Source organism: Blautia caccae (genome assembly GCF_040095955.1).
In the GTDB taxonomy this organism is placed as follows: Bacteria; Bacillota; Clostridia; order Lachnospirales; family Lachnospiraceae; genus Blautia; species Blautia celeris.
The window spans coordinates 57,070-83,937 of sequence record NZ_JBBMFP010000014.1; the positions used below are offsets into that span (position 1 = coordinate 57,070).

24 protein-coding genes are annotated in these 26,868 nt (G+C 47.5%); 22 read left to right on the plus strand and 2 right to left on the minus strand.

What is annotated here, in order from left to right:
* The 12 genes from WMO65_RS15720 (at nucleotide 1) to WMO65_RS15775 (ending at nucleotide 14,076) form a co-directional block, all read left to right on the plus strand.
* Entirely contained in the window at nucleotides 1–1,197 is a 1,197-nt protein-coding gene (locus tag WMO65_RS15720; protein ID WP_187370545.1) for a DUF4179 domain-containing protein, read from the plus strand.
* A 108-nt stretch (nucleotides 1,198–1,305) separates the two neighbouring features.
* Complete coding sequence (locus WMO65_RS15725; protein ID WP_187370546.1) at nucleotides 1,306–2,544, plus strand: MFS transporter; 1,239 nt, start codon at nucleotides 1,306–1,308, stop codon at nucleotides 2,542–2,544.
* Nucleotides 2,545–2,614: 70 nt separating this feature from the next.
* Nucleotides 2,615–3,160 (plus strand): FmdE family protein, encoded by a 546-nt coding sequence (locus tag WMO65_RS15730; RefSeq protein WP_148391874.1) that lies wholly within the window; start codon nucleotides 2,615–2,617, stop codon nucleotides 3,158–3,160.
* 474 nt (nucleotides 3,161–3,634) lie between these two features.
* On the plus strand, nucleotides 3,635–5,554 hold the full coding sequence (locus WMO65_RS15735) for an endonuclease MutS2 (RefSeq protein WP_148391875.1): 1,920 nt from the start codon (nucleotides 3,635–3,637) through the stop codon (nucleotides 5,552–5,554).
* Nucleotides 5,555–5,647: 93 nt separating this feature from the next.
* On the plus strand, nucleotides 5,648–6,334 hold the full coding sequence (locus tag WMO65_RS15740) for a response regulator transcription factor (protein WP_033139929.1): 687 nt from the start codon (nucleotides 5,648–5,650) through the stop codon (nucleotides 6,332–6,334).
* A 105-nt stretch (nucleotides 6,335–6,439) separates the two neighbouring features.
* The gene (locus tag WMO65_RS15745) at nucleotides 6,440–7,366 is read left to right on the plus strand and encodes an ABC transporter ATP-binding protein (protein WP_033139928.1); all 927 of its coding nucleotides are present in this window, start codon (nucleotides 6,440–6,442) and stop codon (nucleotides 7,364–7,366) included.
* A complete protein-coding gene (locus WMO65_RS15750) occupies nucleotides 7,359–8,126 on the plus strand; it encodes an ABC transporter permease (RefSeq protein ID WP_148391876.1) in 768 nt (255 codons plus the stop codon). The genes WMO65_RS15745 and WMO65_RS15750 overlap by 8 nt, the downstream gene beginning before the upstream one ends.
* A 40-nt stretch (nucleotides 8,127–8,166) precedes the next feature.
* Nucleotides 8,167–9,069 (plus strand): sensor histidine kinase, encoded by a 903-nt coding sequence (locus WMO65_RS15755; RefSeq protein WP_148391877.1) that lies wholly within the window; start codon nucleotides 8,167–8,169, stop codon nucleotides 9,067–9,069.
* Nucleotides 9,070–9,146: 77 nt separating this feature from the next.
* Nucleotides 9,147–9,827 (plus strand): response regulator transcription factor, encoded by a 681-nt coding sequence (locus WMO65_RS15760; RefSeq protein ID WP_033139926.1) that lies wholly within the window; start codon nucleotides 9,147–9,149, stop codon nucleotides 9,825–9,827.
* The gene (locus tag WMO65_RS15765; protein WP_148391878.1) at nucleotides 9,824–10,738 is read left to right on the plus strand and encodes a sensor histidine kinase; all 915 of its coding nucleotides are present in this window, start codon (nucleotides 9,824–9,826) and stop codon (nucleotides 10,736–10,738) included. Before WMO65_RS15760 ends, WMO65_RS15765 begins: the two co-directional genes overlap by 4 nt.
* A 102-nt stretch (nucleotides 10,739–10,840) precedes the next feature.
* Nucleotides 10,841–11,518 carry an ABC transporter ATP-binding protein gene (locus tag WMO65_RS15770; RefSeq protein WP_148391879.1) on the plus strand — a complete coding sequence of 226 codons (678 nt, stop codon included), beginning with the start codon at nucleotides 10,841–10,843 and terminating at the stop codon, nucleotides 11,516–11,518.
* Entirely contained in the window at nucleotides 11,515–14,076 is a 2,562-nt protein-coding gene (locus tag WMO65_RS15775; protein WP_148391880.1) for an ABC transporter permease, read from the plus strand. Before WMO65_RS15770 ends, WMO65_RS15775 begins: the two co-directional genes overlap by 4 nt.
* Here WMO65_RS15775 and WMO65_RS15780 read toward each other — a convergent pair whose 3' ends face one another.
* Nucleotides 14,077–15,369: a sensor histidine kinase gene (locus WMO65_RS15780; protein WP_148391881.1), complete on the minus strand. Its 1,293-nt coding sequence runs from the start codon at nucleotides 15,367–15,369 to the stop codon at nucleotides 14,077–14,079.
* 18 nt (nucleotides 15,370–15,387) lie between these two features.
* Nucleotides 15,388–16,089 (minus strand): LytR/AlgR family response regulator transcription factor, encoded by a 702-nt coding sequence (locus WMO65_RS15785; protein ID WP_148391882.1) that lies wholly within the window; start codon nucleotides 16,087–16,089, stop codon nucleotides 15,388–15,390.
* A gap of 190 nt (nucleotides 16,090–16,279) precedes the next feature.
* Here WMO65_RS15785 and WMO65_RS15790 point away from each other — a divergent pair, with 190 nt between their 5' ends.
* From WMO65_RS15790 to WMO65_RS15840, 10 genes are all read left to right on the plus strand, one after another.
* Entirely contained in the window at nucleotides 16,280–17,035 is a 756-nt protein-coding gene (locus WMO65_RS15790; protein WP_148391883.1) for an ABC transporter ATP-binding protein, read from the plus strand.
* Nucleotides 17,022–19,091, plus strand: coding sequence for an FtsX-like permease family protein (locus WMO65_RS15795; RefSeq protein ID WP_148391884.1), 2,070 nt, complete (start codon nucleotides 17,022–17,024; stop codon nucleotides 19,089–19,091). The genes WMO65_RS15790 and WMO65_RS15795 overlap by 14 nt, the downstream gene beginning before the upstream one ends.
* Before the next feature lie 92 nt (nucleotides 19,092–19,183).
* Nucleotides 19,184–20,281 (plus strand): winged helix-turn-helix transcriptional regulator, encoded by a 1,098-nt coding sequence (locus WMO65_RS15800; RefSeq protein ID WP_349064459.1) that lies wholly within the window; start codon nucleotides 19,184–19,186, stop codon nucleotides 20,279–20,281.
* Nucleotides 20,282–21,008: 727 nt separating this feature from the next.
* Entirely contained in the window at nucleotides 21,009–21,485 is a 477-nt protein-coding gene (locus WMO65_RS15810; protein ID WP_054351407.1) for an RNA polymerase sigma factor, read from the plus strand.
* Between the two features lie 4 nt (nucleotides 21,486–21,489).
* The gene (locus tag WMO65_RS15815; protein WP_148391886.1) at nucleotides 21,490–22,449 is read left to right on the plus strand and encodes an anti-sigma factor family protein; all 960 of its coding nucleotides are present in this window, start codon (nucleotides 21,490–21,492) and stop codon (nucleotides 22,447–22,449) included.
* 138 nt (nucleotides 22,450–22,587) lie between these two features.
* Nucleotides 22,588–22,884, plus strand: a complete 297-nt coding sequence (locus WMO65_RS15820) for a hypothetical protein (RefSeq protein ID WP_033139912.1) — start codon at nucleotides 22,588–22,590, stop codon at nucleotides 22,882–22,884.
* Between the two features lie 7 nt (nucleotides 22,885–22,891).
* Nucleotides 22,892–23,677, plus strand: a complete 786-nt coding sequence (locus WMO65_RS15825; RefSeq protein WP_148391887.1) for a TatD family hydrolase — start codon at nucleotides 22,892–22,894, stop codon at nucleotides 23,675–23,677.
* Between the two features lie 83 nt (nucleotides 23,678–23,760).
* Complete coding sequence (locus WMO65_RS15830) at nucleotides 23,761–24,348, plus strand: DNA-3-methyladenine glycosylase I (RefSeq protein WP_148391888.1); 588 nt, start codon at nucleotides 23,761–23,763, stop codon at nucleotides 24,346–24,348.
* A gap of 362 nt (nucleotides 24,349–24,710) precedes the next feature.
* A complete protein-coding gene (locus tag WMO65_RS15835; protein WP_148391889.1) occupies nucleotides 24,711–25,370 on the plus strand; it encodes a PBECR4 domain-containing protein in 660 nt (219 codons plus the stop codon).
* A 192-nt stretch (nucleotides 25,371–25,562) separates the two neighbouring features.
* Nucleotides 25,563–26,861 (plus strand): ABC transporter substrate-binding protein, encoded by a 1,299-nt coding sequence (locus tag WMO65_RS15840; RefSeq protein WP_118743586.1) that lies wholly within the window; start codon nucleotides 25,563–25,565, stop codon nucleotides 26,859–26,861.
* Nucleotides 26,862–26,868: the final 7 nt, after the last annotated feature.

A 26,868-nucleotide genomic window follows, 5' to 3' on the forward strand; every position in this document is an offset into this window, starting at 1 on the left:
ATGAAAAATTTTGATAATATGATCGAAGGTCTCAGGGAAGACACAAAGGTTCCGGAAGAGGTATGGAAGAGATATACAGCGACACTTGCAAACCTTCCCGAGAAAGAGGGAAAACGGGAACCCGGCAAAAGAAATTGGATAAAATATACAGCGGCAGCAGCAGCGGCGGCCGTTACCGTGACAACAGTCTGCTTTGCAAACCCTGCATTTGCGGCCAGAATACCGATCCTCGGTGAAATTTTTAAACAGGTTCAGCAGCAGTCCACGTTTTCGGGAGATTACAGTGATAAGGCGGAAGTCCTGTCCAGGGAGGAGGCTGACGGCACAATTCCCGCTGATTCCGGTTATACGGTTCAGGATGCAGGTGTGACAATCACCGCATCGGAGATTTACTGTGACGGGCTTTCCGTATTTGTGACGGCAGAGGTGGATGTGGAGCAGGGAGGACTGAACAACATCCCCGGAAATATCCTGTATCTGGAGGGAGACTGGAAGCTCTCTGACAGTGCGGAAGAAATCAGGCTGATGAACAATAACCTGGAAGGAAATATTGTGGATGACAATACCTTCGTGGGCATGCTGAAGCTGGATCTGGAGGAACAGGACCTGCAGGCAGGTACTCTTGAACTTCAGCTTTCCATGGTCGGATATGATGATATCAATGAAACAGATGCGGAGGACATATCAGCTTTCCATAAGATTCAGGGTGCGTGGAGCCTGGAACTGCCGTTTGAAGTGGACACGGAGGCAGTAAAGGAGATACCTGTAAACAAAGAGGAAAACGGATACAGCCTGAATAAAGTATTTGTATCGCCGTATCAGGTGATCACATATACAGACGCGCCCTATACGGAGAGAGAGATCACCAGGGAAGAGTACGAATCTGTTATGAGGGAAAAGACAGGAGGTTCGGATGATTTCGGCATTACATATGAAGAATTTGCTGAGCAGATGGGCCGGACATACGAGCAGTGTCAAACCATCATATTTAATCAGGACGGGGAGAGACTGACACCCACGGCGGAATTTTACGGGAAATCTGTGAATGCTGTCCGGGGAATGGATATATCGGAACTTAAAATTTATGTTTTCGATGACATGGATCTGTGGGTACAGGCAGCAGAAGAGGGCGCAGACAGTGAAGCGTTGAATCAGGCGGTTTTATCAGCGGATATTGATGTAGAATCCCTTCGGTAAACTAACAAAAATTTCTCCATTTCTTTAGTTCTTTTTTCTATTGACGATTGTCAGCATTTGGTATATAAAGGGTGAAAGATGCATGATGATCGGAAGGATAAGGATGAGATGAAACGGATAAAGAGTGTGCAGGTGCGTCATCAATATACACTGCTTCAGTGTTTTTACTGGGTATCAAGCTGCGCGATCATGGGATTTGCAGCGGTGTTTCTGCAGTATAAGGGATTATCCAACACGCTTGTGGGAATGTCCGTGGGCGGTGCGGCATTTATCAGCATATGGATGCAGCCGTTTCTGGCCGGAGTGGTGGAAAAGGTCCGGGGGCTGAGCTTAAAGAAAATGATCCTGCTGATCATACTGGCAGTGACGGCGGGGTATCTTGTCCTGGGGACGGTACCCCTGCCGAAAATGGCCATTGTAGGGCTGTATCTTGTGCTGAACACCCTGTACAACTCTATTACGCCGCTGATCACGGCAATGGGAATGGAATACATGAACCAGGGATACGAGGTGAATTTCTGCATTTCCAGAGGGCTTGGCTCAGTCAGCTATGCTGTCAGCGCCGTGATCCTGGGGCAGCTTGTGGAACATTTTTATCCGGGGATTCTCACCTTTGCCTTTGCAGGTATGGAATTTCTGCTTTTTGTGGTGGTGCTCTCCATGCAGGACCCCAAATCTTCCGTGGTCAGGGAAGAACAGGAGCCGTCCAGCAGTGTGATGGAGATCCTCAGGGGAAACAGGCCTCTGCTGCTGTTTGTAGCCGGGTTCGGAATCTGCTATATGACAAGCTCCATCCTCGGTACCTATATGATCAATATCGTGCGTGAGCTTGGGGGAACGGACGGTACCTTCGGGATCGCAGCGTTCTTCTGTGCAGCCAGTGAGATGCCCGCCATGTTTTTGTGCAATTATCTCATCCGTAAGATATCCTGTAAGAAACTGCTGAAGCTGAGCAGCGTGTTCTTTGTTCTTCGTCCGCTGGTGATTTTTCTGGCGCCGAATCTGGCGGTGGCATTTCTGGGATTTGCGCTGCAGTCACTGTCCTTTGGTATCTTTACACCGGTCTCTGTGTTCTTCATCAACCAGGAATTGAAGGAGAAGGACAGGATCGTGGGACAGACCATCTTTGGTATGGTGACAGTCGGAGTGGGAAGCTGTGTGGGGAATCTGGCGGGCGGGTTTCTCATGGACAGGATCGGACTGAGACCCACGCTGGGGCTTTGCGTTGTGTTTGCCGCTGTGGGATTTTTGATCACCCAGAGGGTAAAGGTGGAGGATACAGGTCCAAGGCGGAGAATTCTTCAGGTGGAAACAGCAGGGCCGGGAAAAGAGAGAGGCAGGAGATAGCAGAGGGAGTATTTCGGCAGATAAGAGTCAGAATACGCTTCGGTAGGATATTTCATAGAAAGGGAGAAAAATGAACGATAATATCTGGAAAAAATGTGTGGAATTTCATGGTCATGAGTGCGGCGGCCTTACCATTGGCTATAAGGCAGCTCTTTACGCCATGGAACTTTTGGACATTAAGATGGGGAAAGACTGCTGTGTCTCCCGGGATGAACAGCTTGTGTGTATTTCAGAAAATGACGCCTGCGGCGTGGATGCCATTCAGGTAATACTGGGATGCAGTGTGGGAAAGGGGAATCTGCTCTTTCATATGTGCGGAAAGCAGGCATTTTCCTTCTATAACAGAGATACCGGCAAATCCGTACGCCTGGTTCTGAAACCACGCCCGGAAGGCCTGAGCAAAGGGGAATCCTTCCGGTATTATCAGGCGTGCAGTTTTGAGGAAATGTTTGATGTAAAGGAGACAAAGATTGCACTGCCGGAAAATGCAAGGATCTTCAAATCCATCTGCTGTTCCCGCTGCGGGGAGACTGCATCGGAAAATATGATGCATCTGCAGGGGGATGAGATTCTCTGCAGGGACTGTTATCGTGAATATAACAGATTTCAGGTTTGACAAAGCCGCGTCCGGCGGTTATAATGCAGGAAGAACAGTAACGATTCAGCAGGTCTGCCCGTAACTGTAAGGCCGCTGAACAGTTACAGTAAATAAATATCAATTTAGAAATGAGGTGTCTTTGTGCTGAGGGTTTCCGTAGTGGAGATTACAGAATAATCGAATAATCTGTAGGGATAGTATATCATTTTTTCTGATACCCTATCCTTGTATCAGTGTACCCTGATGGCTGATACATTCGCTTACGAACCCTTATCATACACTTCAAATATATTGGAATGATGGAGAGAATACAGTGCTTGGCTGCTTTGAAGGCGGCTTGTTTTTGCGCTGCTGTATGGATTTTTCTCATGGAAGACCACAGAAGTCGTATACCCGTTCGGGGCGATGTATCTGTGGTCTTTTTGTAATAGTTCAGACGGGTCTGTGTTCAGCTTGTCGGAACGGTTACGTCTTTTTTAGAGAGGAAAAAACATGAGCAGAAAATCATTGGAAACAATTGGATATTATCATATATTAGAAAAATTAAAAGAATGCGCCGCCACAGAGAATGCGGGAAACAGAATCATGGAAATGGTTCCCATCCTGTCAGAGACGGAATTGAGAAAGCAGCAGCGGGATACCACCCAGGCGAGAGCTATGATAGAGCTGGCGGGAACTCCGCCCATACCGGCCATGGAGCATGTGGAGGAATATCTGCAGAAGGCGGTCAGAGGTGATATGCTCCTGCCGGAACAGCTTGAGGAGACCGGCATGTTCCTGAGTGCCGTGCGGCGGCTGAAATCCTATCTGCTAAGAGGTGAGGAGGGACGGATCAGCCTTGCCTATTATAACCAAAACCTGGCCTTTCCTGAGGAACTGCAGGAAGAGATAGAGCGCTGTATCAGAGGCGGAAGAGTGGATGACTATGCCTCCGCCTATTTAAAAGATATCAAAAAACAGATTCAGATCCTGGAGGAAAAAGTAAGTGAGAGGGCAGAGAGGGCACTGAAAACCAACAGGCAGTATCTGAACGACTCCTTTGTAGTCACCAGAAACGGAAGATTCTGTATCCCTGTGAAGAAAGAGTGCAGGTCCATGGTTCCGGGCAGCGTTGTGGAGCAGTCTTCCACAGGCGCCACACTGTTCATAGAACCGGAGGCAGTGGCAAACCTTCGGGAGGAGCTGGAAATATACAGGATCGAGGAGGACGCGGAGGAGCGGAAAATCCTGTACACTCTCACCAATATGACTGCTGAGAGGGAAGCAGAGCTGATGGAGGACATCCGGGTCATCCAAAAGCTGGACTTCATGTTTGCCAAGGGAAAACTGAGCCTGGAAATGGATGCCGTGGAACCGAAGATCAACCTGGAACAGTATATGGAGCTGAAAGGCGCCAGACATCCCATGCTGGAGAAGGAGAGCTGTGTACCGCTGGACTTTCAGATCGGCAGGGGAATCCGCGGCGTGATCATTACGGGACCGAATACCGGAGGTAAGACGGTGGCTATCAAGACAGTGGCGCTGATGAGTGCAATGGCCTGCTCGGGCCTGCACGTTCCCTGCAGGGAAGCCGATATATGTATGCAGAACCAGATCCTGTGTGATATCGGTGACGGGCAGAATATTTCGGATAATCTGTCAACCTTCTCAGCCCACATTAAAAATGTGCTGGACATTTTAAAACGGGTAAGACCGGACAGCCTTGTGATCATGGACGAACTGGGTTCCGGAACAGATCCTCAGGAGGGAATGGGAATCGCCATTTCCATACTGGAGGAACTGCGCAGGAGCGGTGCTCTCTTTCTGGTCACCACCCACTATCCTGAGGTGAAAGAATACGCGGACAGGTACGGGGACGTGCAGAATGCCAGAATGGAGTTTGACAGAGACAGCCTGAAGCCTTTGTATCGGCTGAAAGTCGGAGAGGCGGGGGAGAGCTGTGCCCTGTATATTGCAAAGAGACTGGGATTTCCGGACAAAATGCTGGCTTCTGCAGCCAGGGAGGCATATGGGGAGAGAAGTGAGGCTCTGATTCAGAATATGCACCTGCACGGCGGCAGCAGCAGGCTGGAAAAGCTTCACGCGCCGCGTATTGAAAAAGCAGCCGTGGTCAGGGACAGCATGGACGCTGTGCGTAAATTTACCAGAGGCGACAGTGTGACCATACTGCCGGATGAAAAGATCGGAATTGTGGTGAAACCGGCAGACAAGAACGGAAATGTCCTGGTACAGCTCAGAAATGAAAAGATGCTCATCAGCCATAAACGGCTTAGGCTGAAGGTGGCAGCTGCGGAACTCTATCCTGAGGACTATGATTTCTCCATTATATTTGACACTGTGGAGGTCAGAAAGGCTCGTCACAAGATGGGAAAACACCACATGGAGGGCCTGGAAATAGAAGTGGAGGAATAGGGAATAGGCTGCAAACCTGAGGGAAGTTTCTTTGATGTTTACTGAGGAATCTGTTATAATCCTTGATAAAGTATAAAGTACCAGGAGATTTTTATGCAGAGAATACTAGTGATAGAGGATGACACGGATATAAACAGGCTGCTGTGCCGAATTCTTGCGAAGGCGGGATATGAGACAACGGCTGCGTATTCGGGAACAGAGGCACAGCTGAGGCTTGAGAGGGAAACGCCGGACATGATCATGCTGGACCTGATGCTTCCTGGAATCAGCGGGGAGGAGATTATCAAAATGGCGCGTACGGAGATGGGACTGCAGATTCCAATCCTTGTCCTGTCTGCCAGGACTGCCCTTAAGAACAAGGTGGAGACCATCACGCTTGGGGCAGATGATTATATCACAAAGCCCTTTGAGCCGGAGGAGGTGCTGGTACGCGTCATGGCTGCTTTCCGGCGCTGCGGCAGTCCGGGTGCCGGAACGGAATCTGAACGATACACGTATAAAGACCTGATACTGGATCAGGCATCCAGAACCGTCACGGTAAAGCAGAGGGAGATTTCCCTGACCAGATACGAATATGAGATTCTGTGTATTCTGATACAGCAGCCCCGGAAGGTATTTTCCAGGGAAAGCCTCTATGAACAGGTATGGAAAAACGGGTATTACGGGGAGGATAACACCGTCAATGTCCATGTGAGTAATATCAGGAAAAAGATAGCAGCCATAGACCCGGAGGCGGAATATATCCGTACAGTCTGGGGCATCGGATTTAAAATGGCGTGAATCCGTCTTTACGATTTCTTTAAAGTTTCTTGAAGACTTATTAAAAAGCGGCCGATTATAATATAGCCACATGAAGAGATAAGTTCAGGAAAGGATGAAAAAGATATGACAGCATATGCAGCGGAAGCGAGAAAAGTCACCAAGCGGTACGGCAGTTTTACTGCACTGGATAAGGTTGACATAACTGTAAAAAGAGGAGCCGTTTACGGATTGGTAGGGGACAACGGGGCAGGAAAAACTACATTTCTGAAACTGTTGTCAGGCCATATTTATGCGGATGAAGGGGAACTTACCTTATTCGGCTGCCACAGCCGGAAGGATATGGAGGAACAGAGGAGAAGGACCGGAGCTGTCATAGAGGCGCCGGGATTCTATCCCCAGATTTCCGTGGAGAAGAATCTGGAGTATTACCGGATATTAAAAGGGGTTCCGGGCAAAAGGGCAGTGGATGAAGTCCTGGAGCTGGTGGGGCTTGCTGACCGGAAAAAGAAGCGGTGCAGGGATTTATCCCTGGGCATGAAGCAGCGGCTTGGCCTTGCCATTGCCCTGATCGGTGAACCGGAGCTGCTGATCCTGGATGAACCGATCAACGGCCTGGACCCAAGCGGGATCATAGAGATCAGGAATCTGCTGCAGCGGCTCAGCCGGGAGAAGAATATTACCATTATCCTGTCCAGCCATATACTCACAGAGCTGGAGCAGCTTGCCACAGTCTATGGGTTCCTTACGGACGGAAAACTGGCTGAGCAGATCACTGCGGAGGAGATAAAAGAAAAGTGTTCGGACTACATTGAGATCAATGTGTCAGAACCGGAGCGGTATACTGCTGTTTTGGAAAAGAAATTTCACACGGAAAGCTACAAGGTCCTTCCGGACAAGACCATTCATATTGTCAATCCCATGATGGATATCGGCGCGTACAGCCGCCTTGCCAGCGAGAACCGGATGGATATCTCAAGGCTGGAGAGAAGACAGGTGACGCTGGAGGAGTATTATATGGATTTGAAGAACGGAGGGCGGAAATATGCTTAATTATATAAAAGGTGAGGGATACCGCATTACACACAGCAGGGGAATGTACGTGGCAGCAGGAATCGCATCAGGGCTGCTGGTGCTGATGAATCTGGTGCTGTATATAAGCAATCAGAATATTACAAATTTTCCATACGGCCTTATGAGCTTTTCACTGAATAATCTGATCGCTAATCTGCAGATTCTGTTTATATCGGGTTTTGTCGTAGCGGCGCTGCTGTTTGGTGATGAGAGAAAAAACGGTACTTTGAAGAACGTGGTGGCTTATGGGATTCCAAGGACACATATTTTTATCGGAAAATGTGTTGTCAGTATCGCCACAGCTCTCTGCTGTATGGCAGTTATCCTGGTCTTTTACGTGGGAAGTGCCTATCTGCTGCTGGGTGGTCCCGCGGCCGAGCCTGTGGGAAAGATGGCAGGGGGAATCGGAGCGGCAATGCCCAGTGCCTTTGCGGCTGTGATTCTGGGTGTGGCTTTACTCACCCTTTTTGAAAAGGATGTGGTGGCTGCGATCGTCTGGTTTGCGGTTATGAATGTGATTCCTGTCATCTGTTATTATGCGGGGTTTAAGGTGGAAATTCTGCGTAAGATCGCTGGATGGATGCCCTGGAACATCTTCCGCTTTGAGGTGAGTGCCAATATGTCAGGATACCACTGCCTGTGGGATACTCCCTCCGGACTGACAAAATGCATTATAGCAGGGGCTGCCGGGATTCTTATCTTTGGCGCAGCGGGTATTTTAGTAAGCAGGAAAAAGTAAATCTGATAGGGATTGTCCGAACTGTGTGAAGGAAAGGGGTGTGGAAAGTTTGCTGTATTTCGTGTTAGGCCTGCTGAGTCTGGCTTCTCTGTATTTTTTCCTGCGCTGCAGAACCATGGCAGGAGCAGTCAGACAGACCAATCGTGCGCTGAAGGAAATCAGCGGCGAACTGGAGGCCAACCGGGTGCTGAAGCTGCCTGCGCCTGACCGAGAGATGGAGGAACTTCTTGTTACCATCAATGATGCGCTCAGGAAGATTCGGGAGCAGCACCTGGAATATGCCAAAAGAGAGCAGGAATTCCAGAGACAGATTGAAAATATCAGCCATGACCTGCGCACGCCTCTTACCTCCATGATCGGATATCTGGATATTATGGACAAAACAGCTCTGGACCCGGAGGACCGGGAGGCACTGGAGGTGGTAAAACGAAAAGCCCGCTTTCTGCAGCAGCTTGTGGGCCAGTTCTATGAGTTATCCAGGTTCTCTGGGGAAGACTACACCCCCAGGGTGGAACATGTGGATATTGCACGTCTTCTCAGAGAGACCATTGTGGATTACTATCCGGAATTGACTGCCAGGAATCTTCTGGTTGACATAAATATTATGGAGGGGCCGGTGAATGTCCGGGCAGACAAGGACGGGTTAGAGCGCGTGTTCCAGAATCTTCTGCAGAATGTATGCAGATATGCCGGAAGAGAGCTGTCCGTCCGCCTGGATAGAGAGGGCGGCAGGGCAGTCATATCTTTTACGAACGATGCGGAGGGAATGTCAGAGGAGACAGCGGGAAGGCTGTTTGAGCGTTTTTACACTGCGGACAGTTCCAGAAACCAGGGAAGCACAGGGCTGGGACTCACCATCGCCAAATGTCTGACAGAGAAAATGGGAGGTACGCTGACGGCTGCAAAAGAAGGAAAGTATTTAAAATTTATATTGACGTTATAAAGGTATGCGATTCTTTCGTGTACCTTTTTGGCGGCTGAGACAGCAGACATTCTGCCATAAGAAAGGAGAGAAAAAACTTGAAATATATTCTCATACTGGAAGACGACGCAGATCTGGCAGCGGGGATGGAGATGGCACTCATGAGTGATGACTTTTCCTTCACGATCTGCAGTACCATAAAAGAGGCAGAGGAAAAGTTCCGTCAGCAGACATTTGATCTGCTCATACTGGATGTGAACCTGCCGGACGGCAGCGGCTTTGAACTGTGCCGGAAGATAAGGAAGAGCAGCAAGGTATCCATTATCCTCCTCACTGCCAGGGATATGGAGCTGGATATTGTGCGGGGGCTGGAATGCGGCGCGGATGACTATATCACAAAACCATTTTCAACCATGGTCCTGCGGGCAAGGATACGGGCGCTTCTTCGGAGGACGGCCCCGGAACAGGAGACGGATTATGCACAGGGACCATTCCGTTTTCAGTTCGCAACCATGGAGTTTTTAAAGAACGGGATACCCGTAGATTTGAGCAGGACAGAACAGCGCATTTTATATCTGCTGGTCTTTCATCCGGGACAGATTCTGACCCGGGAACGCCTGATGGAGTGGGTGTGGCCGGACGGTACGGAGTATGTGGAGGACAATGCTCTTTCTGTCGGAATCCGCCGCCTCAGGGATAAGCTGGAGGATAATCCCTCCAAACCGGAGCATATCAAGACCGTATATGGAAAAGGATATCAGTGGGAGAACTCCTTATGAGCGGGGCGCTGATATCTGCCGTCGTCCTTTCCTGCGCTGCATTTGCGGGGGCTGCCGGTTATACTTTCCGGTACCGGAGGCGTATCAGAAGGCAGATGGACACAGTGTTGGAGCAGCTTGACCGGGCAATCGGCGGAACCATCCAGGAGTGCAGTTATGATGAATCTATGGATTCTGCTGTCATACAGCGGCTGAACCAGCTTGTGGAGATGTCACGGATGAACTGTGAACAGGCGGACAGAGAACGGAATCTGGTAAAGGCACTGATCTCAGACATTTCCCATCAGGTACGTACGCCCCTGACGAATATTATGCTCTATGCAGGTCTTCTGGAGGAACAGGAGCTTCCGGAACAGGCGGGGAAAATGGCTTCCCAGATTCACAGACAGGCCGATAAGCTGGACTTTTTTATGAAGGAACTGGTGCGTTCCTCCTATCTGGAAACAGAGATGATCGCCGTACATGTGGAGAAATCTCCCGTGGATGAGCTGATCGCCAGGGCATGTCAGGCTGTGGAGATGCAGGCACTGAAAAAGGGGATTGTCATAGAGGCGGAGTCTTCCCCGGAAAGCGCATTCTTTGATATGAAATGGACTGTGGAGGCACTGGTCAACCTTCTGGACAATGCGGTGAAGTATTCACCGGCCCAGTCTGTGATCCGTGTCCTGTCGGTCCCCTATGAATCCTTTTTGTGTGTTCGTGTGAAGGATGAGGGAATCGGCATATGTGAGGAAGAACAGGGACTGATCTTTCAGAGGTTCTACCGATCCCCGGAAGTATCCGGGGAAAAAGGCCTTGGAATCGGTCTGTATCTTGTGCGGGAAATCATAAAAAAGCAGGGAGGTTACATCAAGGTAAAATCAGAACCGGGCAGCGGAGCGGAATTTTCTGTTTATCTGAGAAGGAATTGAGAATAAATTGAGAATATTACAATCTTGTCATATTTGAGAAAGGATGTGGAAAGCTTTCTCTGTTATATTGTAGGGGAATCAAGAACGAGGAGGACTTTTCATATGGAAATACTGGTTACGGAAAATCTGAGGAAATATTACCAGTTGGGAGACGCAACAGTCAGGGCACTGGACGGAATCAGCCTTACGGTGGAAAAAGGTGAATTTATAGCCATTGTAGGCAGGTCCGGGAGCGGGAAATCTACTTTACTCCACATGCTGGGCGGTCTGGATGTGCCCACATCCGGAACGGTGATCGTGGACGGCAGGGACATATCCGGTATGACAAAGGATGAGCTGACCATATTCAGGCGCAGAAAGATCGGGTTTGTATTTCAGAACTACAATCTGCTCCCGCTTATGAATGTATACGAGAATATCATACTTCCCATCCAGCTTGACGGCATCAAACCCGACAGGAAATTCGTGGACAATATTCTGGAGATGCTGGGTCTGGGAAAGAAAAAGTTTGCCATGCCGAATCAGCTCTCCGGCGGGCAGCAGCAGAGGGTAGCCCTTGCCAGGGCGCTGGCAGCAAAGCCGGCCATTATCCTGGCTGACGAACCAACCGGCAACCTGGACAGCAGCACCAGCCAGGACGTCCTGGGACTCATCAAGGTATCCGGCGAGCAGTTGGGCCAGACGGTGGTCATGATCACCCACAACGAGGAAATCGCCCAGATGGCAGGCAGGATCATACGTCTGGAGGATGGAAGAATCTGCGGAGGTGATGTTGTATGATGAAGGTGAACAATCGGAAAATCATCGCCTCTGTGGCAATGAGGACTTACAGGGCAAATAAGAAACGGAATGCGCTCACTGTTTTTGCAGTTATCCTCACTACATTTCTGATAACGGCAGTGCTGGGAATCGGTATCAGTTACTGGGATGCCGTATCCCAGCGCGCTATCCGCATGAACGGAATGGATTTTGACATGGAACTGACGGAACCCCGCGCAGACCAGGTGGAGCTGGTAAGGGATATGGAATCCGTAAAGTATGCGGGAGTCGCTGTCAAATGTGCCATTGCTGAGACATACCGGGATGTATCCCTTGATAAAACAAGGCTTTACTGGGTGGACGATACCTGCTGGGAAAAGCAGTGCATTCCGGCATACGAGTTTTTTAAAGGGAGTTATCCGAAAAAAGAGGAGGAACTGGTACTTTCCACTGCAGCTCTGGAGGACATGGGAATCAAGGAGCCGGAGATCGGAATGGAATTACCCCTCACCTACTATTCTTTAGCCGAGGACCCCGAGAGACAGGAGCTGGAAGATCCGGTGTCTGCACAGCAAAATATCAGCAAAACGTTTATTTTAAGCGGATATTACAGGGACTATTCCGGAAAGCAGTATGGCTATGTGTCACAGGCGTTTTATGAGACGACAGGTGTGAAGCAGACAGATTTTACCCAGGGAGTGCTGAAGATCACCTTAAAGAAATCTCTTTATTCCGCGAAAGATATTATGAACATACAGAAACCCCTGGATTTGCAGGACAGGCAGATGCTCATAGCAGATGACCATATTATGCAGAATTTTATCAGGATGGCAGTGGGCGTTGGGGGACTGCTTGTGATGATTCTTATAAGCGGCTATCTCTTTGTCTATAATACGCTTTATATCTCTGTCTCAAAGGACATTCGGTATTACGGGCAGCTTAAGACTCTGGGCATGACCTCTGTGCAGTTAAAACGTCTGGTCTATCTTCAGGCGCTTTGGAATTCCTGTATGGGCATACCGGTTGGGATGGCGCTTGGAGCAGCGGTTTCGGCCGGACTCATCCCCACGGCGCTAAGATTGATAGACCCCGGAATGTCAGGAATGAAGATTGTTACGGTACATCCTCTTATTTACGTGGGAGCGGCCCTGTTTTCGTCAGCTACAGTCATTGCCGGCTGCCGAAAACCGGCTGTTATCACAGGGGAGTGTTCCCCCATTGAAGCTGTCAGCTACACGGGGCTTACAAAAGGCAGGGAGAAGCAGAAGGAGCGGGAGAGAGGTCTGAAGGACATGGCCCGCAGGAATATGTTCCGGGACAGGAAGCAGGCCGCCGTGATCCTGGGCTCTTTTTTCGTAGTGCTGACTGTATTTCTCTGTGTCAATGCAGTGATCAGGGGAAATGACGCGAAAAATATCCTGAATCAGATCCGTTCGTGTGATATTACGGTTAATAATCAGACAACCCTGGAAGAAAAACTGCCTCTTATTACGGAAGAGAGACTGGATGAGATCCGCGCCATAGAGGGCGTGAAGGAGATAAGGCCGGTGACTACGGCACAGATGATTGTCCCATATCAGGAGGAGTTATTAGGTCCGTATTATAAAAGACTATATCAGAGCAGATACTCACCGGGGGACTATGAAAAAGATATAGAGGAATACAAAAAAGATCCGCGTGCGTTAAACTGCATATTCGACGGGCGTTTCGTGGGAATCAGTCCCGAGGAATTCCGGAAGATAAATGATACTCTGGGAGGGAATTTAGACGAGGAAGCCTTTGAAAAGGGAGAGACTGCCATCGCAGTGCCATTCTGGGCATCTGCAGAGGAGGCAGTAGGAAAAAAAATTCGTTTTTTCCTTCCGGATGGTCAGGAGCCGGAGAAAGAGCATGAGATAACTGTTGCAGCAACCGGAGAAAGCAGTATGGACGGAGGAAATGTAATAGATGACCCGTCTGAATATTCCGGAGGCTATTGCCCGAATCTGCTGGTCAGCAATACTTTGGCGAAGAAACTTATGGGGGATAATATTTTAACTGAAGTGGTACGGATAGAGTATGAGAAGCCGTATGACAAAGAGACGGAGAAAGCAGTAAAAAGTGTCTTCCGGGATGAAAAACAAATTTCCTTTGATTCAAAATTGACCCGGTACCAGGAGATGAAGTCATCGGAGCAGCAGGTGAAAGTCCTGGGCGGCGGACTGGGCATAATCCTGGCAGTGCTCGCCATTCTGAATTATATCAACATGATGGCAGCCGGTGTCCAGAACCGGGCAAAGGAGTTTGCCACTCTGGAGAGCCTGGGCATGACGCCGGGGCAGATAAGGAAGGTATTGGTCCAGGAGGGACTTGGTTACGGAATACTGTCTATCCTGCTCTCTATGGCCGTGGGACTGCCCCTTAGTTATATAGTCTTCCAGAGTGTAAAGGTGTACAATATGGGGTACTCTCTGCCTGTCCTCTATAACCTGATCTTATTTGCGGTCATCATCGCGGTATGTGTTATGGTTCCGCCTCTTATTTATCAGATGACACAGAAGGAAAGCGTGATTGAGAGGCTGCGGGCGGATGTGGATTAGCTACAGAGCGTTTCCGATGAGTATGACCACGGTAAAAGAGGTATCATCATAGGAAATGTGCAGTGTTCCATTGTATTTTTCCACAGTCCTCTGTACATTGGAGAGACCCAGGCCGTGTTCGGATTTGTTTTTCTTATCTGAGATATAGTTTCCTTTTTCCATGAGGACTTTATTTCGCTTTTCATTTTTGATCTCATAGCTGAAGAATCCGTTGTCCGCTATTCTGGCCTTGACGGAAATGCTGCGCTTTTCCGGTTCAGGTATTTTCCGTGAGGCCTCAATGGCGTTGTCCAATGTGTTGGCGAATATGGAACACAGGCTGACCTGGTCAATGGCTGTGACTTCCGGCAGATCAATGTGGAAAAAGCAGTCAATGCCGCTGTCTTCAGCCTGGCTGTATTTGGCGTTCAGTACGGCATTCAGAACGCTGTTTTTACAGAAGCACCGGTTTTTGGGCGTTATCTGGGATTCCAGTTCCCGAAAATAGGCATGGGCGGCCTCCCTGTCTTCCCGGTCAAACAAATCCCGGATGACCAGCAGTTGGTGGTTCATATCATGGCGGAATCTGCGTATTTCTGTCTGGTTTCTCTCCAGTTCTTCATAATAAACACGCTGAAGCTTCAAGTTGTCCTGCTCCATTTCCTGTTGAATGGTATTCACAAAATACCCTGCCAGATAGAGGCTGCCTATATTAGTTGCCATGCAGGCAATGGCGCAGGGCCATATTTTATAGGTCTCCTCCGGGGGATAATAAATATACCCTGTGATGCTCACAAGGGAGGCAAGGCAGATGATTCCCAGAAGAATCCAGGTATTGCGGCTGTACAGTCGGCTGGCCTGCCGGACTCTGCTGACAAAGGTTCTGTAGATTAGATACCAGAAGAGAATGTGAATACAGCCGTCCAGGAGAGTGACTGCCAGATCTACCGGGAAACTCTTCCCGCTGGCAAGCCAGATGCTCAGGGAAATGTCGGATACCAGGAAGTTCAGGGCAATGATCAGAGGATAGATGACAGCCGTCACAGAGAACTTGGAGACTACAGAGCCTTTAAAGCAAAAAAGCGTCAGAAGCAGCAGCCAGACCAGATCCAGTGTGACATTGAACATGTCCTCAGGGTCAATGACCATGCCGGGAATGAAAATGCCGGATATAAAAATGAGAATATCATAGAAACGTCCCTCTTTTTGAGGGAGGATACAGCAGAGCATACGGCAGAAGAAAAACGACGTGACCACATACAGCCCCATGCTTATGAGCCGCCCTGCGCTTTCCATGATGATTTGACTGTCCATACTTTTTCCCTCCCTGTTTTATTTCAGCATTGCCCTGGCAAAGGCCGTTTCCAGTTCCTGCCGGAAGGCCCTGCTGACCGGAAAGGAACGGCTGCCCAGTATGCACCGGTCCCTCTCCAGCGTAGTCACATAATTCAGATTTACGATATACCGGTTATGGATCCGTATAAAGCAGGAGGGAAGTTCCCGGCATACTTCATCTATCCTGCCGTAAAAGGCAACAAAGTCTTCCTCCAAAAGGGCCTCCACCTTCCTGCGGTCGCTCTTAAAGGCAATGGTCTGACTGAGGGGGATGCGGATGACTCTTGCTTTCTGTTCTATTACGAAATACCGTTCCTTTGACAGATCCAGCTCATGCAGGGCCTGTCTGAGAACCTCTTCTATTTTTTCTTTCCGGTAAGGTTTCAGAATGTAATGAAAGGCATGGACTTCATAGCCCTGGAAGACAAAATCCGGGTATGCGGTTACGAATATGATAATGCCTTTCATCCCCTTTCTGCGCAGCAGTTTGGCTGTCTCTATGCCGTCCAGGCTCCTCATTTCAATATCCAGAAAGAGAATGTCAATATCAAGACAGGAGATTCCGGCAGTGAGTTCCTCACCGGATTCCGATTCAGAGATCAGATATTCCACGCCCTGAAGCTGTAAGACCTGTTCCAGTATTTGACGGAGAGGTTTTCTCATCTCCGGTTCATCATCACAGATCCCTATTTTTACCATAGCAAGTCACTCCTTTATAATCCTGTTATCTGCATTTTACAGGAAGTCCGGGCGGTTGTCGATTCTTTCCCGGAACTTTACAAAATCAGTGTCAAACTTTACAATGGGCCGAATGCGGGTTTTTCCTTTCTGTATTACCATTTAAAGTGTAAACAGACAGCAGGTTTTTTATCAGTGAAAGGAGAATATTATGCTGCAGGTGGAACATTTGTCAAAGAGCTACAGGATTGGTAACCAGGTATACCCGGTTCTGAAGGATATATCCATAGAGGTGGAGAAGGGGGAATTTGTGGCTGTCATGGGGCCTTCCGGCAGCGGAAAGACCACCCTTTTAAACTGCATTTCCAGGTTCATTCCTTATGATGAGGGGGCAGTTCTTCTGGGAGGGGAGGATATATCCAGACTGAAGGAGGATGAACTGGCTAAGGTGAGAAACAGGAAGATGGGGTTTGTCTTCCAGGATTTTATGCTGCTGGACGGCCTCACTGTCTTTGAAAATATCTGTCTTCCCCAGATCATTGATGAGCGTCCGGCTGCCCAGATGGAGTCAAAGGCGGAGAATATCTGCCGGGTATTCGGGATTGATAAGATCATGCAGAAGTATCCGGCTGAGATATCCGGAGGGGAGAAGCAGAGGACCGCTGTGGCAAGAGCGCTTATGAACCACCCGCTGGTGATTCTGGCGGATGAGCCAACGGGAAATCTGGACAGCAAATCCTGCAGGGCAGTGATAGATGCGTTTCTCAAAGCAAGGGATACCATGCAGGCAACCGTATTTATGGTGACCCACGACAGCTTCGCGGCTTCCTTCTGCGACAGGGTCATTATCCTGAAGGACGGACAGGTCAGCGGAATACGGGAGAACAGAGGAGACAGAAAAGCGTTTATGGATGAGCTTTTGGATACGATACGTGTATTGGGAGGGGACTTTGATGACAATGAATAAAATTATGGGGCAACTGCGGCGGCACAATAAGAATCAGTATACCCTGCTGGGAATATGCGTGTTTCTCTCCGTGCTGCTGGTGACTTCCTTTACACTTATGTATTTTTCCCCCACCGTGCAGGGGCTGCTGCCGGAGGGAGGAGATACCAGAAAGCTGTCATGGCTTATGATGGGAGTCACATTTGTGGGGTGTACGGTTTTTACGGTCTACGGTGCAAATCTGTTTTTCCGGCATAAGAGCAGAGAAATCGGAGTGCTTTTAGCCCTGGGCGAGAGAAAAAGAAAATTGGGAAAATGCCTTGCCGTGGAAGTGGGGATAGTGACGGCCCGGTACGCGCTCGGGGGGCTTGTGCTGGCGGTTCCCCTCTCTTTTCTTATATGGAAGGGATTTGAGGCACTGATCCTCACCCAGGCAGAGATGAAATACCGGGTGGGGCCTGGCGGACTGGTTATCGGCATTGTATTTGCACTTTTTCTGGTCCTGTGCATTTTTTTGCTGGGTCTGCGATTTATCCGGCGGGTCAATCTTATAGATATATTAAATGAACAGAGGAAGACAGAGATGGTGAGAGAGATAAAGCCATGGACGGGCAGGGCCGGCATCTTTCTCATCCTTGCAGGGCTTTTGCTGGCAATGGCGGTGCCTGCAGTCTGCATGAGATGGTTTCTGTTTGTCATGCCCTCTTTCTGGAATGTCACTTACTGTATCAGCGCGGCCGGATTGTATCTCTTTATGCTGAGTGCGATAGGGCGCACAGGAAAGGGCAGGAACCCGGAAAAATACTATAAGAATATTGTGTCTGCCAATCTGATGCGTTTTACGGCAAGACAGACGACAAAAAATATGTGTGTGATCACACTTCTGGTATTTGTGCTGCTCTTGTCCGCGTTTTGGGGAGCCATGTATTACCGTTCTGCCTATGCCGGGGGAGAGGACGCGCCGTATGACTATTCCATGCATTATCCCGCAGAAGAAAAGCAGATCACCAGGGATGATATTTTCGGGCTGGCGAAAAAGTATAACGTGGATATAGAGACATATGAGGAGGCAGAAGCAGTGGTGCTGTATGTGGATTACCGGATGCGGGATTTGACAGACAGCGGGAAATATGTGGATCTGAATTCCGGGAAACTGGCCTCGTTTGTCCGGGCATCTGATTTTTCCAGGATTGCCGGGCGCGGGACAGAGCTTAAACCCGGGGAATACAAGACCATCGTTCCCAGCGGATACCACCCGTCCATATGGGTGAAACCGGACTGTCTGCTGTCTGTAGAGAACAGGGAACTGTCCTATCAGGGGACGGAGGAGTTCGATAATTTGACAAATACCAGTGAGCCTTTTACTTTTATCCTTTCCGATGAGGATTACCGGCGCTTTGCGGAAGCGGGTAAAACCGACAGGGAGAAGCTGGTCTTCTTCCGTGTGAAGGATGTATACAGCACATATGAGTTTGCCGTGGAACTGAAAAAGGAATACATTGCCCATGCGGGAGCACTGTCGGACCATCTGGCGCTGTACGATGCCTATGAGGAAAAATGCGCCGAACAGGAGGGACAGGAATACTTTTACAGCGGAGAAGCCGGTCTTTCCGTGGATAATGCGGAGCTTATGAGTGACTGGAAATATGCACCCTTTTTTAAAGTACTGATAAAGGCTGATGCCATGCAGATGGTTGCTGTTTTTGTGCTGCTGAGTGTGTATATTGCGGTGATCTCCCTGGCAGCCGTGGGTGTTATGACCTATGTGAGAAGCGTGACTATCGCAATGGACAACAGGCAGCTCTTCAGCGATCTGGGAAGACTTGGAGCGGACAGGAATTATATAGAAAGGGTGATTCGCCGACAACTGCGGAAGATCTTCACATATCCGACGGCTGCCGGGAGCACGATTGTTCTTGTGTTTTCCATGCTGCTGATTTATTTTAATGATATGCACCTGGATGCAGCGGAGGTACAGTTGTTTGTGATGGAACTGGGGCTGATTTTTGGAGTGGCATTGTTTATGTATGTGATGTACAGGGTGTCACTGCGGAGGATGGAGAGGATTGTATTGTGACGGACTGTTCCGTATTGACCGGAGATGAACAGAAATATATAATGTACTTGTAGGTATATTGCCATGTCATAACAGGGAAGGCGGTACAGGGAGTGTCAAAGGAAAAGAAATGGCAGTTTGAACTGGAAAATTATATTCGGCAGGGAGAACCTGATAAGGCAGAGAAAAGTGAGTCCTGGCAGACTGCTATTGGTCTTCAGGATGTAGACGGACTTAAGATATCGGAATATTTGTTGGAAACAGCAAAAGAACATATTGAGGGAAAAATAAATATTGATGCAGCGCAAAAGAGAATTCAAAGCTACTATGAAGAGCGGGACGAACGCAGAGACTTAGAAGATGATACAAAAGAGGCGGATATTGTTTCAACACGGATCACAAGAATTTTGGGCGAGCATACTTTTCAGTTTTCACCTGCTGAATGGCTGACGATACATCGACGTCTATTTGAAGGTGTATTTGATCATGCCGGGAAAATCCGACCATATAATATTACAAAAAAAGAATGGGTGCTAAAAGGAGAGACGGTATTTTATGCATCATGTGACAGTATAAAAGATACATTGGACTATGATTTTAATATGGAAAAACGGTTTTCTTATGAGGGAATGACTGTATCAGATGCAGTGAAACATGTTGCAAAGTTTACATCTGATATTTGGCAGATTCATCCCTTCTGCGAGGGAAATACCCGGGCAACAGCAGTATTTATTATAAAGTATCTAAAGACTCTGGGATTTGAGGTAAGTAATGAAGCATTTGCCGAACACTCATGGTATTTCCGCAATGCTTTAGTGCGGGCTAATTATAATGATTTAAAAAATGATATCCATGCAACAACGAAGTATTTGGAATTGTTTTTTGAGAATTTTCTGATGGACAGGCATCATCAATTAAAAAATCGTTATCTTCATGTAGATTATTCAGATGAAAAGGAAATCAAAAGTGCAGCAGAAGAGATTTCAAGGTGCAAAAATTGCACTTTGGATTGCACTTTGGATGAATTTGAAATTCTCAGAAACATTTCTAAGAATCCTGTTATAACGCAGAAGCAGTTAGCTGAAAAGCTTGGAAAGTCAGAACGAACCGTGAAGAACAGGACAAAAGTGCTGCAGGAAAAGGGTTACATCAGACGGCTGGGCGGAAAGCGGAATGGCAGATGGGAATTGCTGGTGGAACTGCAAAGATAAATATCCTACAGCTTGTCAGTATGAATTTTCAAACACGCTCTTGTACATTGAAGCACTTTGTATCAAAAGATACAGAGTGCTTTTTAGTGCGCCCGGCGGGCGCGCGTTCTATAGGGTGAAAGTCTCGAAATCCGCCCGGTAGTGGGAAGGATAAGCCCAACCCAGTCCGAAGGGTAGAGATACCGACGGTTGTAGACCGTGTCATTCAACAAGCAGTCACGCAGGAACTGACCCCGTTGTTTGAGCCCCAGTTCTCAGAGAACAGTTATGGGTTCAGACCGGGAAGAGGTCAACACGACGCACTGAAAGCCTGCGAGAAGAACGTGGAATAAGCAATGAAGACCGGAGGCAGACGAATGGCTACGGAGAAAAATCCGAACCATGTACTGGAATTAATGGAAAAGGTAAAGACAAAATAGAGAAATTTGAAAGCCTTGAAACTGCCGGAGTGGAAGGTGCATGAACTTGCAAACAGCCGAAAAGGATATTGGAGGATGGGGCAGGTACTTAGCTGTGGCCTGACGAACAAAATAATAGCCCCAGGTGGTGTGGGAGGTCGGCTAATTCATCCGCAAAATATGATATACAATACGTGGCACACTTGCTGGGCCTTAAGTTACGGGATGCCATTAATGGTATATGGTATAATCAAAAAGAAAAAATTTCACGTTTTCTGTAACGAAAACTCTATTTCCCGGATATATGAGTAAAGAGAGGTGAGGAAGAGATGTTAGACATGGATGTCATTTACAGGGAATACGCAGATTCGGTGTTCCGTTTCCTGATGACCCTGTGCCGTGAGGAGTGTACCGCGGAGGAGCTGACCCAGGAGACATTTTACCGGGCAGTGCGCTCAGCCCATAAATATGACGGAACCTGTAAGGTGTCTACCTGGCTCTGCCAGATCGCCAAGCATTTATGGTATCAGGAGCTGGACAAACGAAAGAGAAAGGGTACATCCATGCTGGAGGAAAGTATGGTCTCCGACAAGGCCGGACCGGAGGATGAGCTCTGTATCAGGGAAGAGAAGATGGATGTGTTTAAAAAGGTGCATATATTGGACGAGACTGCAAAGGAAGTGGTGCTTTTGCGCATAACAGGTGCATTTTCTTTTAAGGAAATAGGGGAGATATTCGGTAAAAATGAAAATTGGGCCCGCGTGACTTTTTACAGGGCAAAGCAGAAAATCGTGAAAGGAAGGTAAGATTATGAAGTGCGAAATTATCAGGGATTTGCTTCCAAGCTATGTGGACGGGCTGACCAGCAGGGAGAGTGACAGGGCGATTGAGGAGCATTTGAAGGACTGCAGGGAATGCAGGGCGTATCTGGACGAGATGAAACAGGAAGTGCAGAAACCGGAAATGACAGAAGCGAATAAGAAGGCAATCCGACCGTTTAAGAAGGTAAAAAGGATAATCTGGAAGGCCGTCGGACTGACGGTTCTCATATGCGCGCTGATATTCGGCGGACTCAGTTACTATTACGGAAAGAGCTGGAATGTAAAGTCCGGGGACGTGAACCTTTCAAAAGAGTATGTTGGAAAAATTGTGACGATCAAGTTTGCGCCAAAGGATAAAAATATATGTCTTTATGCGGAGACAGAACCGGGAGATACCAATGTGATAACCGTCAGGGCTTCCCGAATAAACCCACTGAATAAATCCAATCACAGAAATGCATACTGCGGTTATACCTTTATAGATGAGGAGACAGTTCTTACACCGGAGGGAAAGGCAGAACAGATTTCAGAGGACGATGTTCTGCGGATAGAGTATGGGGATAAAACAGAAGAACTCAGCCTGAAAGAAATGGCAGAGGAGGCGTGCAGGGAGAAGCTGGCATCTTCTGAAGACGTGGAAATGACATACAATAAGATGGAGAATGGCATGGTGTCCATTGACTTCCGGCCAAAACTGATGGGGCTTACCCTGACAGCAGAAAAGAAAGGGGAATATGAAATAGCGATCATAGAGCACTATGATGATACCGGAAATCTTCCGGATAACAGAGGCGTATCCTGCGGCTATACATTTACGGATGGAAATACGATTCTGGGAGCAGACGGTGAGGAAATAAAGCTGACCGGACAGGAAGTGCTCACAGTGAAATACAGAGATAAGACAGAGGAGATTTCCATTAAGAAACTGGCAGAGGAAAATGCGCAGTAACATTCAGCAGGACAGAGAATATCACCGGTGGGGTTTTGACCGGTGATATTTTGCTGTTTAGAATCTGTAAATCTTTACATCAGATACAGCAAAATGTGATAGAATACTTGTAACGGAATATGGATGAGGAGGGGCAGCATGAACGATAACAGGATCACATTTGAGGAGGAGCAGACAGAACTTCTCAGAAAACAGTTGTTTGTATCAAGGATGATCGCTGTACTGCTTGGAATCATAGCAGTGGTGTTGATCACAGTGGGCGTGGTACTGGTCATCAATATATCGGGGCTGGTGACGGATCTGCGGCAGACCTTGAAGACCTTTAATGACTCTGTAGTACCCGCTCTGGAAAACCTGGATATAGACAGCCTGAACCAGGCAATCGAGAATCTGGGAGAGGCTTTGAAACCACTTTCCGGGCTGTTTGGAAGATAGGTGAGAAATGTTGATTGATACGCACGCACATTACGATCATAAGAGGTTCGACTGCGGGAGATACAGTCTGCTGGAGGAAATAATTTCTTCAGGGGTGGGAAAGGTTGTAAATCCTGCAATAGCATTTGATTCCAATTATGTCATGCGGAAATTCTTTGATGATTGCCCATGGCTCTATTATGCCGTGGGAATCCATCCCAACTGTCTCGGTGAAGAAAATGCAGAGCAGGATACAAAGTGGGAAACGGAACTCAGGGAACTGGCAGAAGATAGTAAGACAGTTGCCATTGGTGAAACCGGGCTGGATTATTATCGTGTTCAGGACACAGAAATGAGAGCCAGGCAGAGGGTCTGGTTTCATAAACAGCTTGAAATTGCCCGGGAGATAAAACTTCCGGTGATCCTTCATATCAGAGATGCGGATGACGAGGCTGTTCAGATATTAAAGGAACATCCTCTGCAGCATTCAGGTGTGGTACACTGCTTTGGCGGCGACACTGCCAGAGCGGCGGAATATATGGATATGGGACTTTTTCTCGGAATCGGAGGCAGAATTACATATCCGCAGGAGGAAGCAGTAAGAAATGCAGTCAGGCAGATACCTATGGAGGCGATTTTGCTTGAAACGGATTCCCCCTACGTAAAACCCAAAGAAGCCCCCGGGAGCAGAAATACTTCCCTGAATCTTATGGAAGTCGTAAAAGCAATTTCAGATTTGAAACAGTTAACTTATGAGGAAGTCATAACTATTACAACCGGGAATGCAGAAAGACTGTTTAATTTTCAAGATTAGCCCTCAAAATGCCGCAGGAGCAGATGCAGGAAAAAGGGAGAGCGGAACGGATACAGAATAAAAAGCACATATAAGGAGAAGGCATGAGCGAGAGATGTGATTGGTGTAAGGACAATGGGATTTTACAAAAATACCATGACGAGGAGTGGGGAATTCCCCTCCACGATGACAGGAAACAGTTTGAGTTTCTGATGATGGAGGTCATGCAGTGCGGGCTGAACTGGAATATGATGCTGAAAAAACGCCATATATTCCGCCAGTGTTTTGATGACTTCGATTACAGGAAGATTGCTGAGTATGATGATGGAAAAATACAGGAAATTATGGAGACACCCGGAATGATCCGTTCCCTCCGTAAAATTCAGGCAGTCATTAACAATGCGTGCAGGTTCCGGCAGATAATCGAAGAGTTTGGCAGCTTTGACACCTATCTGTGGTCCTGGACAGGGGGAAAGACACTTATCTACAGAAGTCATCAGACTGAGGGTGCCGCGAAAAATGAATTATCCGACGCGGTCAGTGCTGATCTGAAGAAGAGGGGTTTTAAATATCTGGGCTCTATTACCGTGTACTCCCATTTACAGGCATGCGGGATGATAAATGACCATGATGAGAATTGCTTTTTGTATGATGAGATATGTAGGAGATATCCGGTGGAATACAGAGAATAAAATATTTACCATAGGGGAAATAGATACACATATTTCCATGCAATTAAGTGCATATGATTATTAAATATTTGCAATAACAAAGAAAAAATAAAGATTAGTCTCTTGACATAAAAACTGCATTTGTATATAATAATAGTTAGAAGAAAAGCGCGCTTTTCTAGTGGGCTAACACTTAAATCTGAAATATTTGTCAATCATGTTCATATGATTGGCCGTTGGCGGACAACACTAAAATCCGATATGTTTACCAGTCTTTTACTGGTCGTTGGCAGACAACACTAAAATTAGCCATGAAAAGAGGGTATGTAACACAATGGTGTTATTACTCTCTTTTTAAATTTATGGAAATGTAGGATTAATATATGAAATATACAAAAGAGGAAGCTAAAAAAATGGTTCTGAACTGTGCAAAACAGTACAGGAAGAGGTTATCAAATAAAAAATTTTTGATTATTTATCGTGAGAGGCAGGATAATTGCATACGATGCATAGAGGTGGCCTTCTATGAGAGAAATTACCAACATCTTACAGGAGTAGAGTTAATTGAAAGAGATGGTCGAGTATTACATAATCAATCGGTAAACTTCTATAGAAAGTGTATAGAAAATAAATTAAGCGTAAATGAGTTTCAATTTAAAAAGGATGGAACTACATATTTAAAATTGGCAGCCCTGCCTTCGATAATGAATATTACAAAAATAACAAAGATTACCGGGGATTATAATAATGTGCGCCCTTATCTCTTTGTTGATAAAGTGGTGGGCAATGTGAATTTCTGTCTGGGTTTAAGCAGGGAGGGTGATCACTATGTACCTTCATCGGCGTTGCTTGAAGACATTAAGAAACTGACAGCGTTTCCATCTCAGGTTCTTGCTATATTGGAAAAAGATATGGACACAGAAATATATAGTGTGATTAAGCATGTGGCAAAAGGCCTGAATCTTAATCATATTATTCTGCCGGATAAGATAAAGGCGAAAATATGCCTTAATGATTATATTTATAAAGGTAATGAATTATAACGCAATCGATTCAAGCGGACCGGAAACGTTCCTGCAGTCACCTTTCTTCATTCTATAAAGAAACTTTATATTCTTCACTCATATCGACATATCCCCCCATAAATGTTAAAATAAATATAAATGGTTTAGTGTCCTCACAGTTACAAATAAATACAGATTAAAAAGCAGTCCAAAGGCGGGGTGAAAAGGTATATGAAAAAGGGAGTCCGAGTCCTGGCAGTTATGGGACTGGCCATGGTTTTATCAGGCTGTGTGCAGAGCAGGCAGGCTCACACAGAAAGCGCAGCAGCCTTTGACGAGCCCCAGTATGACTGGGGCAGCATCAGCGGCGAAAAGCTGGTGATCTGGGGAATCTACCCGGAGATGGAGCGCAGTTACATAACAAAAGCCTTTGACCGCTATCAGGAATTCACGGACAATGAGCTGGAAATTGTCCAGATACCAAAGGAAGAATTTGAACAGCAGGTTCTGGCAAGCGTGGCGGGGGAGATTGAGAAGCCGGATATTCTTTTAAGTTACGGCGGAACCAATATTGAAGCCTTTCAGCCGGATGAGAACTTTTACGACTTTTCCGATGCCGTCTGGGTGGATGACCTGACCGATACCTCCATTAATCAGACAGTATACAACGGGAAGATCATCGGTCTTCCCCACTGGGAGGCGTCGGTTTCCGGCACCTTATACAATAAAGAAATCTTTGAAAAATATAACCTGGAAGTCCCCGGTACGCAGGAAGCGTTCCTGCAGGTCTGCGAGACCCTTATGCAGAACGGGATTACCCCTCTGTATATGCCCGGAAAAGAGATTTCCATGCTTCTCTACCAATTTCCTATGGATTGTCTGGTGGAGGATACGGACATACTGAATGGCCTGAACGACGGCACTCTGGGCTATGACGATCTGCCTCAGATGAGAGAGGTGGCAGACTGGTACAAAAACATGGCGCAGAAGGGTTACCTGGGAGAGACTTACCGGACAGATGACTGGAACGGAATGAGCGAAGCCATGGACAGCGGAAAATACGCCATGATGCTGTGCTGGGATACCTGGCTGTATACGGATTTTACAGGGGATGCCTCCCGATTCGGAATCATGCCTGCTTTTGTAGGGATACCGGAGGAGGGAACCTTTGAGGGACCGAATCTTGGCCTTTTTATTGTAAATAAGAACAGTGAACGGCTGGATGCCGCATTGGATTTTATCACATTTCTTGCGGACCCTTATAATTACAATGCTGTATTTGAGGGAATATACACAGCGCCTGTGTTCAAAAATCAGGTGGCCAGTATTTCCACGCCGCAGTATTTGGAGGCGGAGCGCCTGATCGAGCGGCATTACCGGGATTCAACCGCATGGCTGCGCATACGCGGGTTCTCCCAGATGGATGCCTCCTGTATTCTGGAATATATGGATGCGGATGGGAAGGAAACCGCGGAGGAATGCCTGGCAAAGATGGAGGCGCTTAGGCAGGAACGGCTGAAATGTAAATGAAGTGAGG

What these genes read in the sequence shown, in the direction of transcription:
- WMO65_RS15745 (WP_033139928.1), top strand. Translation starts at nt 6,440, where the DNA reads ATGACAGCATATGCAGCGGAAGCGAGAAAAGTCACCAAGCGGTACGGC.
- WMO65_RS15785 (WP_148391882.1), bottom strand. Translation starts at nt 16,089, where the DNA reads ATGGTAAAAATAGGGATCTGTGATGATGAACCGGAGATGAGAAAACCT.
- WMO65_RS15835 (WP_148391889.1), top strand. Translation starts at nt 24,711, where the DNA reads ATGAAATATACAAAAGAGGAAGCTAAAAAAATGGTTCTGAACTGTGCA.
- WMO65_RS15795 (WP_148391884.1), top strand. Translation starts at nt 17,022, where the DNA reads ATGACAATGAATAAAATTATGGGGCAACTGCGGCGGCACAATAAGAAT.
- WMO65_RS15780 (WP_148391881.1), bottom strand. Translation starts at nt 15,369, where the DNA reads ATGGACAGTCAAATCATCATGGAAAGCGCAGGGCGGCTCATAAGCATG.
- WMO65_RS15720 (WP_187370545.1), top strand. Translation starts at nt 1, where the DNA reads ATGAAAAATTTTGATAATATGATCGAAGGTCTCAGGGAAGACACAAAG.
- WMO65_RS15815 (WP_148391886.1), top strand. Translation starts at nt 21,490, where the DNA reads ATGAAGTGCGAAATTATCAGGGATTTGCTTCCAAGCTATGTGGACGGG.
- WMO65_RS15775 (WP_148391880.1), top strand. Translation starts at nt 11,515, where the DNA reads ATGATGAAGGTGAACAATCGGAAAATCATCGCCTCTGTGGCAATGAGG.
- WMO65_RS15735 (WP_148391875.1), top strand. Translation starts at nt 3,635, where the DNA reads ATGAGCAGAAAATCATTGGAAACAATTGGATATTATCATATATTAGAA.
- WMO65_RS15810 (WP_054351407.1), top strand. Translation starts at nt 21,009, where the DNA reads ATGTTAGACATGGATGTCATTTACAGGGAATACGCAGATTCGGTGTTC.
- WMO65_RS15830 (WP_148391888.1), top strand. Translation starts at nt 23,761, where the DNA reads ATGAGCGAGAGATGTGATTGGTGTAAGGACAATGGGATTTTACAAAAA.
- WMO65_RS15740 (WP_033139929.1), top strand. Translation starts at nt 5,648, where the DNA reads ATGCAGAGAATACTAGTGATAGAGGATGACACGGATATAAACAGGCTG.
- WMO65_RS15730 (WP_148391874.1), top strand. Translation starts at nt 2,615, where the DNA reads ATGAACGATAATATCTGGAAAAAATGTGTGGAATTTCATGGTCATGAG.
- WMO65_RS15750 (WP_148391876.1), top strand. Translation starts at nt 7,359, where the DNA reads ATGCTTAATTATATAAAAGGTGAGGGATACCGCATTACACACAGCAGG.
- WMO65_RS15840 (WP_118743586.1), top strand. Translation starts at nt 25,563, where the DNA reads ATGAAAAAGGGAGTCCGAGTCCTGGCAGTTATGGGACTGGCCATGGTT.
- WMO65_RS15820 (WP_033139912.1), top strand. Translation starts at nt 22,588, where the DNA reads ATGAACGATAACAGGATCACATTTGAGGAGGAGCAGACAGAACTTCTC.
- WMO65_RS15770 (WP_148391879.1), top strand. Translation starts at nt 10,841, where the DNA reads ATGGAAATACTGGTTACGGAAAATCTGAGGAAATATTACCAGTTGGGA.
- WMO65_RS15725 (WP_187370546.1), top strand. Translation starts at nt 1,306, where the DNA reads ATGAAACGGATAAAGAGTGTGCAGGTGCGTCATCAATATACACTGCTT.
- WMO65_RS15765 (WP_148391878.1), top strand. Translation starts at nt 9,824, where the DNA reads ATGAGCGGGGCGCTGATATCTGCCGTCGTCCTTTCCTGCGCTGCATTT.
- WMO65_RS15825 (WP_148391887.1), top strand. Translation starts at nt 22,892, where the DNA reads ATGTTGATTGATACGCACGCACATTACGATCATAAGAGGTTCGACTGC.
- WMO65_RS15790 (WP_148391883.1), top strand. Translation starts at nt 16,280, where the DNA reads ATGCTGCAGGTGGAACATTTGTCAAAGAGCTACAGGATTGGTAACCAG.